This is a genomic window from Achromobacter sp. D7-1, assembly GCF_059760445.1.
Window position 1 is genome coordinate 21,811 of sequence record NZ_JCBAMT010000024.1, and the last position, 16,464, is coordinate 38,274.

Here is a 16,464-nt window from a genome sequence, read left to right on the forward strand (position 1 = left end):
GGCGGGTCCGTTTGCGTGGGTCGGAATCAGGTCGACATGCCGATGGCTCGCATCACCAGGCGCAGCGCATAGGCGGCCACGCCCAGCGCCGCGACGCTGCATGCCCAGATCATCGCCAGCCAGAGCAGGCGGCTGCGCCACGAGGGCAGGGAGGGTTGGGAGTGGTTCATCAGTGGAACTCCTCGCCGAGACGCACCTTGCCCCGGAACACGTAGTACGACCAGGCGGTGTACATGAGAATAATCGGAATGATCGCCAGCGCTCCCACCAGCGCGAAGCCCTGGCTTTGCGGCGGGGCGGACGCGGTCCAGATGGACACGTCGGGCGGGATGATGGCGGGCCAGATGCTGATGCCCAGGCCGCTGTAGCCCAGGAATAGCAGCGCCAGCGACAGCATGAAGGGGCCGGCGTTGGGCATGCCTTTGACGCGGCGGATGAGGTCAAAGCCGGCCGCCGCGACCAGCAGTGGCACCGGCAGGAACCAGAACATGTTCGGCAGGCTGAACCAGCGCTGCGCGATCTGCGGCTGCGCCAGCGGCGTCCAGACGCTGAGCGCGGCGATCACGGCCAGCAGCGCCAGCGTCAGCGGCCGGGCGATGTCGCACATGTGGCGGTGCAGGCGGCCTTCGGTCTTCATGATGAGCCATGTGCAGCCGAGCAGCGCGTAGGCCACCACCAGTCCCGCGCCGGTGAACAGCGAGAACGGGCTGATCCAGTCCCAGGCGCCGCCCTGGTAGGCGCGGTCCACCACCGGGATACCTTCGATGTAGGCGCCCAGCGTCACACCCTGGAAGAAGGTGGCGCACACGGAGCCGAGCACGAAGGCGCGGTCCCACAGCGGACGGTGGTGTTCGTCCGCCTTGAAGCGGAATTCGAACGCCACGCCGCGGAAGATCAGGCCCAGCAGCATGAACACCAGCGGCAGGTGCAGCGCGCTCAGGATCACCGAGTAGGCCAGCGGGAACGCCGCCATCAGGCCGGCGCCGCCCAGCACCAGCCAGGTTTCGTTGCCGTCCCACACAGGCGCCACGGTGTTGACCATGACGTCGCGTTCCTCGCGGTCATTGATCAGCGGAAAGAGGATGCCGATGCCCAGATCGAAGCCATCCATGATCACGTACATCATCACGCCGAACAGGATGATGACGGCCCATACCAGTGCAAGGTCGATGCCCATGGCCTCAGACTCCCGAATGCTTGCGTTGCGCGGGCTCGATGCCCGCCAGGGTGGAGGCGGCCGACAGCGGCCGCGACGGCTGGCGCGGTTCGCCCGGGCCGCCCGACAGCGGCGCGTGGCCGGGGGCGGGGCTGGGACCCATGCGGATCAGGCGCAGCATGTACGACACGCCGGCGCCGAACACCAGCAGGTACACCACCACGAACAGCGCCAGCGTCAGCGTCAGTTCGCCCAGCCCGTGCGGCGTGGCCGCGTCGGCGGTACGCATGACGCCATACACCACCCAGGGTTGGCGGCCGATCTCCGTGACATACCAGCCCGCCAGGATGGCGATCAGCCCGGACGGCCCCATCCACAGCGCAAAGCGGTGCAGCCAGCGCGATTCGTACAGCTTGCCGCGCCAGCGCGACCACAGCGCCCAGGCTGCCAGGGCGATCATCAACATGCCCAGGCCCGCCATCACGCGGAACGACCAGAACACGGCCGTGGCGTTGGGGCGGTCTTCCGGCGGATACGACTTCAGGCCAGGGAACTGGCCGTCCCAGCTATGCGTGAGGATCAGGCTGCCCAGGCGCGGGATGTTCACCGCGTAGCGCGTTTCCTCGCGCTCCATGTCGGGGATGCCGAACAGCGTCAGCGGCACGCCGGCGCCGGGCTCGTTTTCCCAATGGCCTTCGATGGCGGCGATCTTGGCGGGCTGGTGCTTCAGCGTATTCAGGCCATGGAAGTCGCCGACCACGGCTTGCAGCGGCGCCACCAGCAGCAGTATGCCCATCGCCATCGCGAACATCTTCTTCACGGCCGGGCTGCGGTCGCCGCGCAGCAGGTGCCAGGCGCCGGAAGCGCCCACCATCAGCGCGGTCGCCAGGAACGCGGCGATGCCCATGTGCGCCAGGCGGTAGGGGAAGGACGGGTTGAAGATGACCGCCAGCCAGTCCGTGGGCACCACGCGGCCGTCCAGGATTTCGTAGCCGGCGGGCGTCTGCATCCAGCTGTTGGACGCCAGGATCCAGGTGGCCGACACCAGCGTGCCCAGGGCCACCATCACGGTCGAAAAGAAATGCAGGCCCGGCCCCACGCGCGACCAGCCGAACAGCATCACGCCGAGGAAGCCGGCTTCCAGGAAGAAGGCGGTCAGCACTTCATAGGCCAACAGGGGCCCGGTCACGCTGCCGGCGAAATCGGAGAAGAAACTCCAGTTGGTGCCGAACTGATACGCCATCACCAGGCCGGACACCACGCCCATGCCGAAGTTGACGGCGAAGATCTTGGTCCAGAAATGGTAGAGGTCGCGGTAGACGGTGTTGCGCGTGCGCAGCCACAGTCCTTCCAGCACGGCGAGGTAGCTGGCCAGGCCGATGGTGATGGCGGGGAAGATGATGTGAAACGAGATGGTGAAGCCGAACTGTATTCGGGCAAGCAATAGCGCGTCGCTATCCATGGCGGTATTCCTGACTTCTACGCCAGCGCGCCTCAACCGCCACAAGACGGCGTGCACTGACGGGTGTTTGAACTACACCCTGAAGTTAGAGCCGCGGCCCTTATCAGTACAGATTCAGAGAAAGAAGAAAAAAGCGGATCAGTTTGGGTGAATTCCAGGATCTGCATCCATTGTTCATAGGGAAAATATCTGTGCTGCGGTTGTTTTCCGGTTTGGGAAGTTACAAAAAAAGCAGCACAGAAAAGGCGGGTGCGTCCCCTGATACGCTGGTTTGGAGGCGCAGCCCGCCCGATCGGCGCATGGCCTCTACGAGCCGCAGGCGCGCGCCGCTTCGTCGATCAGGCCGGCCACCTCGCCGGCGCGGGACGCGAGCGACGCGTGGCTCGCGTCCAGGGTGATGGTTTTGCGCGGATTCATGCGCGCGGCCATCCGCGTCTGGTTCTCGGGGGCGATCATCCGGTCCTGGCTGGAGATCTGATACCAGGATGGTTTGCTGCGCCAGGCGGGGACGGAGACTGTTTCGCCGAAGGCGCTGGCCAGTGGCGCCTTTTGCGTGACGGCCATGACCAGCCCTTCGTCGGCGGGCAGGTCCTGGCAGAAGCTCTCGTGGAACTTGTCGGCGCGCAGCCACAGGTAGCCGTCGCTGTCGGGCGCAAGATTGGGCGCGGCCGCCGGCAGGAGTTCCTGCGTGATGCCGCCGGGGCTTTCGCCCGCGTCCGGCGCGAAGGCGGCGATGTACACCAGGCCGGCCACGTTGGGTTGGTTGCCGGCCTCGGTGATGACCGCGCCGCCATACGAATGGCCTACCAGCAACACCGGGCCTTGCTGCTGCGCGATCATCTTGCGGGTGCGTTCGGCGTCGCCGGCCAGGGAGGCCAGCGGCATGTCGACGGCATGCAGGTCTTGGTAGCCCTTGCGCGCCAGTTCCAGGATGACGCGGCTCCAGTGGGCGGCGCCGCCCCAGAAACCGTGGACAAGAATGATGCTGGGTTTGCTGCTCATGGTGCGGCTCCTTCCTCGGGATGGAGCAACGATCATGCGCGTGCCACGCCGGCGTCGCTACTGCTTTTGCGTGCCGGCGTGTTACAGCGGGCGAGGTGCGGGCGCGATGGCGGCCGGGCGCTGTGCGCGCTGGCTCAGCCACACGCTGGCGACCACGATCGCCATGCCGGCGATCTGCGCGGCGCTCAGTTGCTGGCCCAGGAGGCCCCAGCCCAGCAGCACCGCCGTGATCGGGCTGAGAAAGCCCAGCGAGGACACCACCGCGGGCTCCAGCCGCGCCACGCCGCGGAACCAGAGCACATAGGTCAGCGCCGCGCCGATCAGGCCCAGGTAGGCGATGCCGGCCACGTTCAGCGCAGTGAGCGGCGGCAGAGCGGGTTCCGCGGCGAAAGCCAGCGGCACCAGCAGGATGCCGCCCGCCGTCAGTTGCCAGGATGTGAAGGTGAGCGCCGACACCGGCGGCTGCCACCGGCGGCTGAGCACCGTGCCCAGGGCCATCGAGGCCGCGCTGATCAGCCCGGCCGCGATGCCCACGGGGTCCAACGCGGCCTTGGGCGTCAGCACCAGCAGCGCCACGCCGCCCAGGCCGCCCAGCGCCGCCAGCACCGACAGGCCGCGCACGGGCGTGCCCAGCAGGCTGCGCGCCAGCAGGATCACCACCAGCGGCTGGATCGCGCCCAGCGTGGCGGCCACGCCGCCCGGCAGGCGGTAGGCCGCCACGAACAGCAGGGCCCAGAAGACGGAGAAGTTCAGCGCGCCCAGGATGAACGTGCGTAGCCACCAAATGCCGTGGGGCAGTTGGCGCACGGCCAGCAGCAGCAGGAGGCCGGCCGGCAGGGCGCGCAGCATGGCGACCGTCAGCGGGTAGTCCTGCGGCAGCATCAGGGTGGTGACAACATAGGTGCTGCCCCAGATGGCGGGCGCCAGGGCAGTCAACAGCAGATCGGAACCGCGGTTCATGGTCATGCTCCGAAGGGCTCAGGCGAGTTCGAGTACGTCGTTCACGGGGCGGCGCGGCTTCTGCGGCCAATTGCCTTCCTGCGCGTAGCCCATGGCGACCAGCATGACCGGCACCTCTTCCTGGCGCAAGCCGAAGGCTTCGGTCACGCCGGCGGCGTCGAAGCCCGTCATCGGGCTGGCCGCCAGGCCCTGGGCCTGTCCCGCCAGCATCAGGGTGGAAGCGCCGAAGGTGGCGCTGCGCACCGCCTCGTCGCGGCGGGTCTGCGGCGAGTCGGTATAGAGGCGGCTGGCGGCGGCTTCCCACGACGGCACCATGGCTGCCGGCATGAAGCCCGCGTCCACCGAGCCTTGCAGGCGCTCGGCCATCCAGGCGGCCTGGGGCAGCACGCCCAGCACGATGAAGGTCACCGCCGCTTCGCTCACCTTGGGCTGGTTCCAGGCCAGCTCGCGCAAGCGGCGCTTGCCGTCCTGGCTGCGCACGGCGATGAAGCGCCAGTTCTGCAGATTGAAGGCGGTGGGGGCGCGGGTGGCCCAGGAGATCAGGGTGTGGATGTCGTCGTCGTCCACGCCGCGGGCGGGATCGAAGAAGTTGGCGGAATTGCGTTGTGCGATTGCGTCGGTCAGGGCGTGGTTCATGGCTGCCATCCTTGGGATTTGCTGAGATTGCCGGCGCATCACATGCACGCCGATTCCATGAGCACAGACTAATTGAATCGTAGATTGGCGATAATATCCAAATCGATGGCAATATCATTCACTGATGGTGAATAATCAATGGATCATCTGACGGCGTTGAAGGTCTTCAGACAAGTGGTGGAGCGGGGCGGTTTCGCGGCTGCGTCGCGGCAGATGGGCTTGTCGCCGGCCGCGGTCAGCAAGAACATCGCCGAACTGGAATCCCACCTGGCGGCGCGGCTGCTCAACCGCACCACCCGCCGCATGAGCCTGACCGAAGCCGGCGCGCGCTACTACGAGCAGGTGGCCCGCATCCTGGACGACCTGGGCGAAGCCGAGCAATCGCTGGGGCCGCTGCAGCAGGCGCCGTCGGGCACCTTACGGGTCAGCGCGCCCATGTCGCTGAGCCTGGTCCGGTTGTCCGCCGCCATGCCGCGCTTCCTGGAACGCTATCCGCAGGTATCGCTGGACCTCAATCTGGAGGACCGCCGCATCGACATCGTCAAGGAAGGCTACGACGTGGCGATCCGCGGCACCGACAGGCTGGAGGATTCCAGCCTGGTGGCGCGCAAGCTGATGACGCTGGACCACGTGCTTTGCGGCGCGCCGGCCTACTTCGAGCGGCACGGCGTGCCGGCCTCGCCCCTGGCGCTGCGCGGCATGGAGCGCGTGCAGTTCACCTTGTCGGGACATGCGGACGAGTGGACCTTCAAGCGGGCGGGCGAGACCGAACGCGTGCCGGTGCGGGGGCGCTATCGGGTGAGTTCCAGCCTGGCGGTGCGCGACGCGTTGCGCGCGGGCTTCGGGGTCAGCCTGGTACCGCGCATATACGTGCAGCAGGACCTGGACAGCGGCGCGCTGCAGGCGGTGCTGCAGGACTGGCAGCCGGACGAGACCTACGTTTATGCGGTGTATCCATCGCGCCGTCACATGGTGGCCAAGGTGCGCGCCTTCGTCGATTTCCTGCTGGAAGAACTGGGCGCGCCGCGGGAATGAGCCGCGGCGGCCCGGCGCCGCATCAATACATGTGCTGGCCGCCGTTCATGGCGACATTGCTGCCTGTCATGAATCCAGCGGCGTCGCTGCAGATGAAAGCGACCAGCGCACCGATCTCTTCCGGACGGCCCAACCGGCCCAGCGGGATCTGCGGCAGGATCTTTTCCTTCAATACCTCTTCGGGCACCGCCTCGACCATGCGCGTCGCCAGGTAGCCGGGCGAAACGGTGTTCACGGTCACGCCCTTCCTGGCCAGTTCCAGCGCCAGGGATTTGGTGAAACCGTGAATGCCGGCCTTGGAGGCCGCATAGTTGGTCTGGCCGAACGAACCCTTGCTGCCGTTGACGGAAGAGATGTTGACGATGCGGCCCCAGCCGCGGTCAGCCATGGCGCCGCACAGCGGCTGCGTCATGTTGAACATCGAATCCAGGTTGCCGCGCAGGACCTCCGTCCAGTTGTCGTAACTCATCTTGCGTAGGCTGGCATCGCGGGTGAGGCCGGCGTTGTTGATCAGGATGTCGATCTGGTGGCCGTCTTCCTCCAGGCGCCGCGCCAGCGCCTGGCATGAGTCATGGTCGGCCACGTCCACCTTGTACATGGCGTAGCGGCGACCCTGGGCCGCTTCCGCGTCGATCCAGGCCCGCGCCGCGCTTTCGCTGGAGTGATAGGTGATGATGACCTTGTGGCCGGCTGCATGCAGGGCCTGCGCGATGGCCTGCCCCAGGCAGCCGGCCCCGCCGGTGACGAGCGCTGTGCGTTCAGCCGTCATGGTGGGCTCCCGGCTTGCTCGCGTCGCGCATGGCCGAGCATGCGGACGCCATCTGGTTGGACAGGGTCGTCCAGATCTGGGCCATGGGCGTGGCATCCAGGCCCATGGTGCCGCCGCTGGCCTGCTTCAGCCAACCCGTCATGGCTTCGCTGATGCCCGAGGCCAGGGTGGCCTGTTCTTCCAGCAGCGCGTGGGTGATGGCCTGACTGGCTTCAAGCTGGCTTTGCCATTGCTTGCGGGTGATCTCGCCCAGCGCGGGAGCGATCTCCTGCCAGTTGCCGGACTGCTGCAGCGGCGCCAGCGTGGCGAGGTATTGTTCGGCATTGCCGCCGGCCAGGCGGCGGCCCAGTTCCAGCCAGCGCTGCTGGCTTTCCTGCGCAAGTTGGGCCATGCGCTGGCAGTAGGCGGCATTGGCGCTGGCGAGGCCCTGAGGCATGGAGGCAGTTGTCTTCTTCATCATCCGTCCTTTTAAGAGAGTGGTAAGGGGTAACGAATACACAGGCCTCACGCCATCTGGCTGAGGGTCTTGCGAAAGCGTGTCAGCGAGAACGCGAACAGCACCGAGCCGATCAGCGCCAACGCCAGGAAGGGTTGCCACACGACGCTCAAGCCCGCGCCGCGGTAGAGAATGGCCTGGCCGAGTTCCACGAAGTGGGTGGTGGGGGCGGCCAGCATGATGTCTTGCACGAACTGCGGCATGCTTTCGCGCGGCGTGGTGCCACCCGACAGCATTTGCAGGGGCAGCAGCACTAGTACCAGAAGCATGCCGAACTGCGGCATGCTGCGCGCAAGCGTGGCCATGAATATGCCCATTGAGGTCGTCGCGAACAGGTGCAGCGCCGCCCCGACCAGGAACAGCGCCACCGATCCTTCGATCGGCACTTGCAGCAAGCCGCGTACCACGAACGTCAACGATAGCCCAGCGGACGCCAAAACCACCAGCCCCATCGACCAGACCTTGGCGACCATGATTTCGGTCGGCGTCACCGGCATGACCAGCAGATGCTCGATGGTGCCGTGCTCGCGCTCGCGGATCAGCGCCGCGCCGGTCAGGATGATGGACAGCATGGTGACGTTGTTGATGATTTCCATCAGCGCGCCGAACCAGGCCTGGGTCAAATTGGGGTTGAAGCGCATGCGCACGGCCAGCTCCACCGGCAGTTCGGCGGGTGCGCGGTAGCGTTTGACGAATTCATTGATCTCGTCGTTGATGATCTGCTGGATGTAGCTGCTGCCCGTGAACGCCTGGCTCATGCGGGTCGCGTCCACGTTCAACTGGATTTCCGCGGGCCTGCCGGCCAGCACGTCGCGCTGGAAGTTCGGCGGGATGTTGACCGAGAAGGTGTAGCGTCCCGCGTCCATGCCGGCATCGGCCTCGGCCGAGGTCGTCACTTCAGGCGGCGTGAAGTGGGGCGGATAGAAGGCTGAGGTGATGCGCGCGGAGAGAGGCGAGACGTCCTCGTCCACCACGGCGATGGGGGCGTTGTGCAGGGTTTCCGGCACGGCCGTGGCCGCCGTGTAGATCATCAGCGTGAACGACACGAGGATCAGGATCAGCATCATCGGGTCGCGCGCCAGGCTCCACAGTTCCTTCACGCCCAGGCGGTAGATATTGGCCAGGTGCCGCATCTCAGGTCTCCTGTTTCTTCAGCAGCAGCGCCGAGGCGCCCAGGATGACGGGAATGGCGATCAGCAGCGGCCAGAACGAGCCTTGCAGGTTGGAAAAATCCAGGGCCTTGCTGAAGACGCCGCGGCTGATGGTCAGCATGTGCGTGGCGGGGTAGATCTGCCCGATCAGGCGGCCCGCGCCTTCCAGCGACGACACCGGGTTGAGCAGGCCGGCGAACTGCACCGCGGGCACCAGCGTGCCTATCATGGTGAAGAACAGCGCCGCGATCTGGCTGCGCGTGAAGGTGGAGGCCAAGAGGCCGATGGCAGTGGCCACCACGTTGTAGATCAGGGCGGCCACCAGCAGCGTCAGGAAGCTGCCGGTGATCGGCACCCCGAACAGCGTCACCGCCAGCAGCGTCATCAAGAGGAAATTCAGCATGGCCAGCGCCACGTAGGGCGCCTGCTTGCCCAGCAGGAATTCCAGCCGCGTGACGGGCGTGACGTACAGATTGATGATGGAGCCCAGTTCCTTTTCACGCACCACCGCCAGCGCGGTCAGCATCGCCGGCATCATCAGGAGCAGCAGCGGGATCACCGCGGGCACCATGGCGGGCAGGCTGCGCACGTCCGGGTTGTAGCGGAAGCGCGTTTCCACGCTGACCGGTAGGGTTGCGTCCGCGCCCAGGCGTTCGCGCGCCTGCTGCATCAGCCAGCCCTGGTGCATGCCCAGCACGTAGCCGCGTATGGTCTCGGCGCGCTGCGGCATGGCGCCGTCGATCCAGACGCCGATCTGCGCGCCGTTGCCGCGTTCCGCGTCGCGGGCGAAGCCTTGCGGTATCTCGATGGCCAGCGACAATTCGCCGCTGCGCATGCGTGCGTCCATCTCCTCGTAGCTGGTGATGGGCGGGTGCTCGATGAAGTAGCGCGAGCCCGCAAGATTCAGGCTGTAGTTGTGGCTCAGGCCGGTCTGGTCGCGGTCCATGACCGCGTAGCGCAGGTCCTCCACGTCCATGCTGATGCCGAAGCCCATCACGAACATCAGCAGCAGCGACCCGGCCAGGGCCAGCGTGGCGCGCACCGGGTCGCGGCGCAGCTCCAGCGATTCGCGCCACATGTAGCTCAGCATGCGCTGCAGGCTGAAGCCGCGGTGTTCCGGCGCCTCGGCGGGCGCGGGTTCCATGGCTGGCGCGGCTGCGTCGGGCGAGTCTTCCGGTTGGGTGCCGGCGCCCGCATCGATCAAGTAGGCGATGAACGCTTTTTCCAGCGTCTTGGCGCCGCGCATCCGCGTGATCTCATCCGGCGATGCGCTCACCAGCACCTTGCCCGCATGCATCAGCGACATGCGGTCGCAGCGCTGCGCCTCGTTCATGAAGTGGGTGGAAATGAAGATGGTGACCTGGTCGTGGCGCGCCAGCGCGATCAGCAGCCGCCAGAAATTGTCGCGCGCGACCGGGTCCACGCCCGAGGTCGGCTCGTCCAGGATCAGCAACTCGGGCTTGTGCACCATGGCCACGGCCAGCGACAACCGCTGGCGCACGCCCATGGGCAGGTTCTCGGGCAGGGTGTCCAGCGCCTCGCCCAGGTCGAAACGCTGCGCCATCTCGTCCACGCGCGCCGGGATTTCGGACTCCGGCACGTGGAACAGGCGCGCATGCAGCACCAGGTTTTGCTTTACGGTCAGTTCCCCATACAGCGAGAACGCCTGCGACATATAGCCCACGCGGCGGCGCGTATCGATGTTGCGGGGATCGACCTCGGCGCCGAACAGCCAGGCCTGGCCCTCGCTGGCGGGCAGCAGGCCCGTCAGCATTTTCATGGTGGTGGACTTGCCGCAGCCGTTGGACCCCAGGAAGCCGAAGATCTCGCCCTTGCGGATGCGGAAGTTGACGTGATCCACCGCGACGAAGTCGCCAAAGCGCATGGTCAGGTCGCGCGCCTCGATGGCGATCTCGGCGTCGTCGTCGATGGCCAGCGGCATGATCTCCACCGGCTTGTGGCCGCGGCGCTTTTCTTCCGGCAGCAGCGCGATGAAAGCGGCTTCCAGCGAATCCGCACCGGTGCGTTGTTGCAGTTCGGCGGGCGTGCCCGTGGCCAGCACCCGGCCTTCGTCCATGGCGATCAGCCAGTCGAAGCGTTGCGCCTCGTCCATGTAGGCCGTGGCCACGATCACGCTCATGCCGCTGCGTTCGCGGCGGATCTGGTTGATCAGGTCCCAGAACTGCGCGCGCGCCAGCGGGTCCACGCCGGTGGTGGGTTCGTCCAGGATCAGCAGGTCGGGATCATGGATAAGGGCGCAGCACAGGCCCAGCTTCTGCTTCATGCCGCCGGAAAGCTTGCCGGCGGGACGCGACAGGAAGGCCGACATGCCGGTGCTGCGGGTCAGGCTGTCGATGCGCCGGCGGCGCTCGGCCTCGTCATGGCCGAACAGGCGGCCGAAGAACTGCAGGTTCTCTTCGACCGACAGCGTGGGGTAGAGGTTCTTGCCCAGGCCCTGCGGCATGTAGGCGATGCGAGGGCAGACGGCGTCGCGGTGGCGGCGGCTGGCCATGTCGCCGTCCAGCACGTCCACGCGGCCTTCCTGCACGGCGCGCGAACCGGCGATCAAGGCCAGCAGGCTGGACTTGCCCACGCCGTCCGGACCGATCAGGCCCACCATGCGGCCAGCGGGGATGTCCAGCGTGATGCCATCCAGCGCCACCGTCTTGCCGTAGCGCAGGCTGACGCCGGACAGCGTCACCACGGGGGCGGTGTCCGGGGAGTCCATCAGGGCACCTTGACTTCAAGGTTGGCGGGCCATTGCGCATCGGCGTCGAGCTTCAGCCAGGCCACGCCCGGCAGGCCGGTCTTGACCTGCTTCAGGTGGCGCTGCAGCAGCTCGGGGCTGATCTGGGCCTTGACGCGGAACATCAGCTTCTGCCGTTCGCTGGCGGTCTCCACCGTCTTGGGCGTGAACTGCGCGGTGCTGGCCACGAAGGACACCTGGGCGGGAATGACGTACTGCGGCGCGGCGTCGAGGGTGATGCGCACGTCCTGGCCCAACGCCACGCGGCCGGCCGCCTGCTCGGGCAGGAAGAACGTCATGTAGACGTCGGACAGGTCCACCATGTTCAGCACCTTGCCGCCCGCGCCCAGCACTTCGCCGGGCTGTGCCACGCGGTATTGCACGCGGCCGTCGCGCGGCGCGCGCAGCTCGCTGTCGGCGATGTCGGCCTCGATGCGGGCGATGGTGGCCAGCGCGGCGGTGACGGCCGATTGCGCGCCGATCTCGGCGGCGCGCGCGGCGTCGATGGCGGCTTGCGCGGCCTTGACCTGCGCGCGGGCGGCATGCACCGAGGCTTGCGCGCTGCGCACGCGGGCGCGGTCATCGTCCAGTTCCTGGATGGACGAGGCGCCTTCCTTGGACAGCGTCTCGGAGCGCGCCAGGCGGCGGCGCGCGGCGTCCAGCTCGCTTTCGCGCTGCACCACCACGGCCTCGGCGGCCAGCTTGTCGCTTTCGCGCTGCGCCACTTGCGCGCTGGCGCTGGCTGCGCCGTTGACGGCCTGCTGGTGTTGGGCGCGGGCTTCCTCGCGCTGCGCCTGCAAGGTGTCGATCTGCATGCGCGCCAGCGGCTGTCCAGCGGTGACGAAGTCGCCTTCGACCGCCAGCACCTCCTGCACGCGGCCGGCCAGCTTGGCGGCCACGTCGATTTCGGTGGCTTCGATGCGGCCATTGCCGCTGATGAAGCCCTCGCCCGGGCCGCTGTCGGACAACAGCCGCCAGCCGTAGTAGCCGCCAGCGGCGACCGCCAGCGCGATCAGGACAGGGACCAGTTTTTTTGTAGGCAGGCGCATTTGGGATCCTTGGTTCTTGGTTTATCGGGGGCTGGCGTCTTGCGCGGCGGCGGCTGCGGTCTGGGGCGCGGCGGGCGCTTGTGTGCCTCCGCCCAGCGCCGCATATAGCCGGACCCGGCTGGACAGCAGCGCACGGCGTGTCTGCGCGAGCTTCTGCTGGGCCGCCAACAGGTCGCGCTGCGCGTCCAGCACCTCCAAATAGGGCGAGGCGCCATGGTCGTAGCGCAGCTGCGCCAAGCGGGCGCGCTCGCTCTGCGCCGCCACGGTGGCGCGCAGCACGTCGACCTGCTCGGCCAGCCAGTAACGGGCGGACAGTGCGTCGGACACGTCCTTGAAGGCGGTCTGTATGGTTTGTTCGTAGGCGGCCACGGCCTGGTCGCGGCGCGCTTCGGTCAGGTCCAGGTTGGAGGAACGGCGGCCGGCGTCGAAGATCGGCAGGCTGATGCTGGGCGCGAAATTCCAGGCGCGGCTGCCGCCCGAGAACAGGCCGTCCAGCTCGCTGCTGGCGGTGCCGAAGGCGCCGGTCAGGGTGATGGTGGGCAGGAAGGCAGCGCGGGCCGCGCCGATGTTGGCGTTGGCGGCCTTGAGCTGGTGCTCGGCGGCGACGATGTCGGGGCGGTTGACCAGCAGGTCCGAGGGCAGGCCGGCCGGCAGTGCGCGCATGACGGAATCATCGTCCAGGTGTGTAGGCAACCTGGGCAGGTTCAGGGGCGCGCCCACCAGCAATTCCAGCGCATTGACTTGAGCAGCGCGGGTCTGTTCCAGGTCCGCGCCCAGCGCCTTGGCCTGCTGCCATAGCGTCTCGACCTGGGTCAGGTCCAGCTTGGAGATCGCGCCTTCTTCGAAACGGCGGCGGAAGATGCGCAGCGACTCTTCGCGCGAAGCGATGGTCTCGCGCGTCAGCGCCAGGCGTTCGTCCAGTTCGCGCAGGGACAGGTAGCTGTCCGCCACTTCCGCGATCAGGCTCAGCGTGGCGGCCCGCGCGGCGGCGTCGGAGGCCAGGTAGTTCTGTAATGCGGCGTCCTTCAGGCTGCGCACGCGGCCCCAGAAGTCCAGTTCCCAGCTGGCCATGCCCAGGCCCACCTGATATTGGCTGGAAAGCAGCGGCTGCCCCGTCAGGTTCAGGTCGCCCGGCACGCGGGCGCGGGACCCGTCCGCCTGCACGCCTATGGTGGGGAACTGGTCGGCGCGCTGTATGCCATACAGCGCGCGCGCTTCTTCCACGCGCAGCAGGGCGCGGCGCAGATCGCGGTTGTTGGCCAGGGCGCTGGATATCAGCGTTTGCAGCGCCGGGTCCGGGAAGTAAGTGCGCCAGCCGATCTCGGCCGCCGCGGCGGCGCTGGCTGCGGTCGTTTCGGAACCCGGGGCCGTATAGGCGGCGGGCACGGGCAGGGCGGGGCGGTTGTAATCGGGCGCCATGGAAACGCAGCCGCTGGCCAGCAGCGTCAGCAAGGCTGCGGGAACGAAGCGCGCGGCGATCGTGGCCGGAAACGGGCGGCGTGTCATGCGGGGTCTCTCCAGCGCGTGGGCCGGGCGCGTCCCTGGGCAGGCAGGCTTGTGGCGCCGCCTTCGGGGCGGACCCGGCACCGGGTTCATGCTTGCAGCTATTGTGCAGTGCGGCGGCTGCGCATTCCTTGATCAGGATCAAAGTAACGACTGACTGGTCGGTTTTTAATGAACCGCACATGCACAGGGAGTAGAGAGATGGTCATGCAGCGCCGTCGTCTTCCTCCGGCGGTGCGGGTCGGGCAGATCCTCGACGCCGCGCTCCAGGAGTTTTCACAGGCGGGCTATGCCGGCGCCAGGATGGACGACATCGCGCTGCGGGCGGGCCTGTCCAAGGGCGGGCTTTATGCGCATTTCGACAGCAAGGAAGCCGTCTTCGAGGCCTTGCTGGCGCGTCACCTCAGCCCCTCGCGGCTCGACGTGGCCGCGGTGGTGGACGGCGCCGAGTCGCCGCGCCATCTGGCCGAACGCATCGTCAATCATCTCTACGTCAGCCTGGGCAATCCGGCCATGATCAGCACCATGCGGCTGCTGTTGGCCGAAAGCGGCCGCGTGCCGCACCTGGCCGCGCGTTGGCGGCAGGAGACCGCGGAGGCTCACCAGACCGACATCGCGCGGCTGCTGGAGCGCGCGCGGGCCCGCGGCCTGTGCGCGGATTGCGTGGCGCTCGAGCATCCCTGGCTGCTGTTGTCGCCCATCGTGCACACCCTGGTCATGTCCGTGCTGATGGGGCCAGGCGAGCGCGTCGACCTGCCCGAGCGGCGCCAGGCGCATGTGGCGCTGATCTGTGAACTTCTGCGGCAGGGATCGGCATGATGGACGGGCGCGGAGTTTCTTGACGCTGCGCCCCGCTTGGTGTCCTATCCAGACTGGTCGCGCGGCGGCCATGCACGACCTATCCGGCGAGGTGACATGGCGACATCGGGAGTGAAAAGCGACACCCCATCCTGGCGTTATCTGCCTGTGGCCCTGGCATTGATTCTGCCCATCCTGGCCTGCGTCGGCTGGACCTGGCTGCTGGCCCACAGCGCACAGCGGCTCGAAGGCGAGACTGCGGCGCGCATCGTGCGCGCCCAGGCCGAGAGCATCCTCGCGCAGTCCCAGGACATGCTGGGGCGGGTGACGGAGCTTGCGGGCAAGCCCTGCGCCGAGGTGTTGCCGGTGCTGCAGCGCTGGGGCACCTTGAACCCGTACTTCCGTTCCCTGGTCCTGGTCCGGGACAAGCGCGTGTATTGCTCATCGGCCGTGGGAGCGGTGGACGCATCGCTCGACGATTTCAGCAAATGGAAGGTCGACGTGTCGGCGCCGCAATGGCAGACGTCCGTGGCCGGCACGCCGCTGGCGCCCGACCGTCCGGCCATTCTGTTGGGCAAGTCCGGCGCGGACGGCGCCAGCAGCGGCATCGTGGTGGTGGACGGCCGCTACGCGCAGGATCTGGTGAATGCGGTCGCAACCATGGACGACCTGCAATTGGAACTGGTCGTCGGCAAACATGGCGCGCCGATCCGCAGCGACTCCTGGGGCGGCGCGGCGGCGCGCGCGGTGCCGTTGCGCGAGGAGGACGCGCGCGAGGACAGCGCGGCCGGCCTGAGGGTCAGCGTGCTGGCTCCGCCCGAAACCCTGGTGCGCGCATGGTCGCGCTCGATGGCGACGTACCTGCCGGTGGCGCTGCTGCTCGGGCTGGGACTGGCGGTGGGCACGCACCGCCTGCAAGCCAGCAGGCGGTCGTTCAAGGAGCAGTTGCGCCGCGCCATGCGGGCCAACGAGTTCCAGGTGCATTACCAGCCGGTCTATGGCCAGGCCACGGGCCGCTGCGAGGGCGTGGAGGCGCTGATGCGCTGGGAACGGCCAGGCATCGGGCCGGTGCGTCCGGACGTCTTCATCGCCGAGGCCGAGGCCGAGGGCATGATCATCCCCCTGACCCAGCACCTGCTCAAGTTGATCGAACGCGACATGGGCTCGTGGCCCACGCCGCCGGACTTCCACATCGGCGTGAACATCGCGGCCGAGCATCTGTCGAGCGCGGAACTGTTGCCTGACGTCCAGGCTTTCGTGGACCAGGTCGCGGCGCGGCATCCGCTGGTGGTGCTGGAGATCACCGAACGCAGCCTGATCGCTGACAACGGCCAGGCCCGGCGCAATATCGACGCCCTGCGCGCGCAGGGCGTGCGTGTGGCGATCGACGACTTCGGCACTGGCCACTGTTCGCTGTCTTATCTGCAGAAGTTTCCGGTCGATTACCTGAAAGTCGACCAGGGCTTCGTGCAGGCCATCGGACCCGCGGGCGAAGAGGCGCCGGTGTTGGACGCCATCATCACGCTGGCGCATCGCCTGGGGCTTTCGGTGGTGGCGGAGGGCGTGGAAACGCCGTATCAGTTCGACTACCTGAAGGCGCGCGGCGTGGCGTTCATCCAGGGCTATCTGTTTGCGCGGCCCATGCCGTCGGCCGAGTTGGTGCGCTGGTACGCCGGGCACGAACAGCCCGCCGCCGCCTAG

General features: G+C 67.5%; 15 protein-coding genes. 3 read left to right on the forward strand and 12 right to left on the reverse strand.

The features are described 5' to 3' along the window. Nucleotides 1-26: 26 nt before the first annotated feature. The 6 genes from AC6LKD_RS12925 to AC6LKD_RS12950 all read right to left on the reverse strand — a co-directional run bounded on the left by AC6LKD_RS12925 (nucleotide 27) and on the right by AC6LKD_RS12950 (nucleotide 5,216). Nucleotides 27-170: a DUF2474 domain-containing protein gene (locus AC6LKD_RS12925; protein ID WP_013396269.1), complete on the reverse strand. Its 144-nt coding sequence runs from the start codon at nucleotides 168-170 to the stop codon at nucleotides 27-29. Beyond that, on the reverse strand, nucleotides 170-1,177 hold the full coding sequence (gene cydB / locus AC6LKD_RS12930) for a cytochrome d ubiquinol oxidase subunit II (RefSeq protein ID WP_013396268.1): 1,008 nt from the start codon (nucleotides 1,175-1,177) through the stop codon (nucleotides 170-172). Before cydB ends, AC6LKD_RS12925 begins: the two co-directional genes overlap by 1 nt. 4 nt (nucleotides 1,178-1,181) lie before the next feature. Further along, the gene (locus AC6LKD_RS12935; RefSeq protein ID WP_498116471.1) at nucleotides 1,182-2,618 is read right to left on the reverse strand and encodes a cytochrome ubiquinol oxidase subunit I; all 1,437 of its coding nucleotides are present in this window, start codon (nucleotides 2,616-2,618) and stop codon (nucleotides 1,182-1,184) included. A 306-nt stretch (nucleotides 2,619-2,924) separates the two neighbouring features. After that, nucleotides 2,925-3,620 carry an alpha/beta hydrolase gene (locus tag AC6LKD_RS12940; protein ID WP_498116472.1) on the reverse strand — a complete coding sequence of 232 codons (696 nt, stop codon included), beginning with the start codon at nucleotides 3,618-3,620 and terminating at the stop codon, nucleotides 2,925-2,927. 81 nt (nucleotides 3,621-3,701) lie between these two features. Beyond that, a complete protein-coding gene (locus AC6LKD_RS12945; protein WP_498116473.1) occupies nucleotides 3,702-4,580 on the reverse strand; it encodes an EamA family transporter in 879 nt (292 codons plus the stop codon). Nucleotides 4,581-4,598: 18 nt separating this feature from the next. Further along, nucleotides 4,599-5,216: a nitroreductase family protein gene (locus AC6LKD_RS12950; RefSeq protein WP_498116474.1), complete on the reverse strand. Its 618-nt coding sequence runs from the start codon at nucleotides 5,214-5,216 to the stop codon at nucleotides 4,599-4,601. 138 nt (nucleotides 5,217-5,354) lie between these two features. On the opposite strand from AC6LKD_RS12950, the gene AC6LKD_RS12955 reads away from it, so the two are divergent. Beyond that, entirely contained in the window at nucleotides 5,355-6,251 is an 897-nt protein-coding gene (locus tag AC6LKD_RS12955) for a LysR family transcriptional regulator (RefSeq protein WP_498116475.1), read from the forward strand. Between the two features lie 22 nt (nucleotides 6,252-6,273). Here AC6LKD_RS12955 and phbB read toward each other — a convergent pair whose 3' ends face one another. From phbB to AC6LKD_RS12985, 6 genes are read right to left on the reverse strand one after another with little or no spacing between them, the layout of a single operon-like run. Beyond that, a complete protein-coding gene (phbB, locus tag AC6LKD_RS12960) occupies nucleotides 6,274-7,020 on the reverse strand; it encodes an acetoacetyl-CoA reductase (RefSeq protein WP_492274258.1) in 747 nt (248 codons plus the stop codon). Next, nucleotides 7,010-7,477, reverse strand: a complete 468-nt coding sequence (locus tag AC6LKD_RS12965; protein WP_498116476.1) for a hypothetical protein — start codon at nucleotides 7,475-7,477, stop codon at nucleotides 7,010-7,012. The genes phbB and AC6LKD_RS12965 overlap by 11 nt, the downstream gene beginning before the upstream one ends. A 47-nt stretch (nucleotides 7,478-7,524) precedes the next feature. Next, nucleotides 7,525-8,649: an ABC transporter permease gene (locus tag AC6LKD_RS12970; protein ID WP_498116477.1), complete on the reverse strand. Its 1,125-nt coding sequence runs from the start codon at nucleotides 8,647-8,649 to the stop codon at nucleotides 7,525-7,527. Between the two features lies 1 nt (nucleotide 8,650). Then, nucleotides 8,651-11,395: a ribosome-associated ATPase/putative transporter RbbA gene (gene rbbA / locus AC6LKD_RS12975; RefSeq protein WP_498116478.1), complete on the reverse strand. Its 2,745-nt coding sequence runs from the start codon at nucleotides 11,393-11,395 to the stop codon at nucleotides 8,651-8,653. Beyond that, complete coding sequence (locus AC6LKD_RS12980; protein ID WP_498116479.1) at nucleotides 11,395-12,462, reverse strand: HlyD family secretion protein; 1,068 nt, start codon at nucleotides 12,460-12,462, stop codon at nucleotides 11,395-11,397. The genes rbbA and AC6LKD_RS12980 overlap by 1 nt, the downstream gene beginning before the upstream one ends. Nucleotides 12,463-12,483: 21 nt before the next feature. Further along, complete coding sequence (locus AC6LKD_RS12985; RefSeq protein ID WP_498116480.1) at nucleotides 12,484-13,968, reverse strand: efflux transporter outer membrane subunit; 1,485 nt, start codon at nucleotides 13,966-13,968, stop codon at nucleotides 12,484-12,486. A gap of 198 nt (nucleotides 13,969-14,166) precedes the next feature. Here AC6LKD_RS12985 and AC6LKD_RS12990 point away from each other — a divergent pair, with 198 nt between their 5' ends. Both AC6LKD_RS12990 and AC6LKD_RS12995 read left to right on the forward strand, forming a co-directional pair. Beyond that, entirely contained in the window at nucleotides 14,167-14,784 is a 618-nt protein-coding gene (locus AC6LKD_RS12990) for a TetR/AcrR family transcriptional regulator (protein ID WP_498116481.1), read from the forward strand. A gap of 96 nt (nucleotides 14,785-14,880) precedes the next feature. Beyond that, nucleotides 14,881-16,464 (forward strand): EAL domain-containing protein, encoded by a 1,584-nt coding sequence (locus AC6LKD_RS12995; protein WP_498116482.1) that lies wholly within the window; start codon nucleotides 14,881-14,883, stop codon nucleotides 16,462-16,464.

Excerpts from the sequence above, each read along its gene's own strand:
- AC6LKD_RS12925 (WP_013396269.1), bottom strand. The coding sequence starts at position 170 with ATGAACCACTCCCAACCCTCCCTGCCCTCGTGGCGCAGCCGCCTGCTC.
- cydB (WP_013396268.1), bottom strand. The coding sequence starts at position 1,177 with ATGGGCATCGACCTTGCACTGGTATGGGCCGTCATCATCCTGTTCGGC.
- AC6LKD_RS12935 (WP_498116471.1), bottom strand. The coding sequence starts at position 2,618 with ATGGATAGCGACGCGCTATTGCTTGCCCGAATACAGTTCGGCTTCACC.
- AC6LKD_RS12940 (WP_498116472.1), bottom strand. The coding sequence starts at position 3,620 with ATGAGCAGCAAACCCAGCATCATTCTTGTCCACGGTTTCTGGGGCGGC.
- AC6LKD_RS12945 (WP_498116473.1), bottom strand. The coding sequence starts at position 4,580 with ATGAACCGCGGTTCCGATCTGCTGTTGACTGCCCTGGCGCCCGCCATC.
- AC6LKD_RS12950 (WP_498116474.1), bottom strand. The coding sequence starts at position 5,216 with ATGAACCACGCCCTGACCGACGCAATCGCACAACGCAATTCCGCCAAC.
- AC6LKD_RS12955 (WP_498116475.1), top strand. The coding sequence starts at position 5,355 with ATGGATCATCTGACGGCGTTGAAGGTCTTCAGACAAGTGGTGGAGCGG.
- phbB (WP_492274258.1), bottom strand. The coding sequence starts at position 7,020 with ATGACGGCTGAACGCACAGCGCTCGTCACCGGCGGGGCCGGCTGCCTG.
- AC6LKD_RS12965 (WP_498116476.1), bottom strand. The coding sequence starts at position 7,477 with ATGAAGAAGACAACTGCCTCCATGCCTCAGGGCCTCGCCAGCGCCAAT.
- AC6LKD_RS12970 (WP_498116477.1), bottom strand. The coding sequence starts at position 8,649 with ATGCGGCACCTGGCCAATATCTACCGCCTGGGCGTGAAGGAACTGTGG.
- rbbA (WP_498116478.1), bottom strand. The coding sequence starts at position 11,395 with ATGGACTCCCCGGACACCGCCCCCGTGGTGACGCTGTCCGGCGTCAGC.
- AC6LKD_RS12980 (WP_498116479.1), bottom strand. The coding sequence starts at position 12,462 with ATGCGCCTGCCTACAAAAAAACTGGTCCCTGTCCTGATCGCGCTGGCG.
- AC6LKD_RS12985 (WP_498116480.1), bottom strand. The coding sequence starts at position 13,968 with ATGACACGCCGCCCGTTTCCGGCCACGATCGCCGCGCGCTTCGTTCCC.
- AC6LKD_RS12990 (WP_498116481.1), top strand. The coding sequence starts at position 14,167 with ATGGTCATGCAGCGCCGTCGTCTTCCTCCGGCGGTGCGGGTCGGGCAG.
- AC6LKD_RS12995 (WP_498116482.1), top strand. The coding sequence starts at position 14,881 with ATGGCGACATCGGGAGTGAAAAGCGACACCCCATCCTGGCGTTATCTG.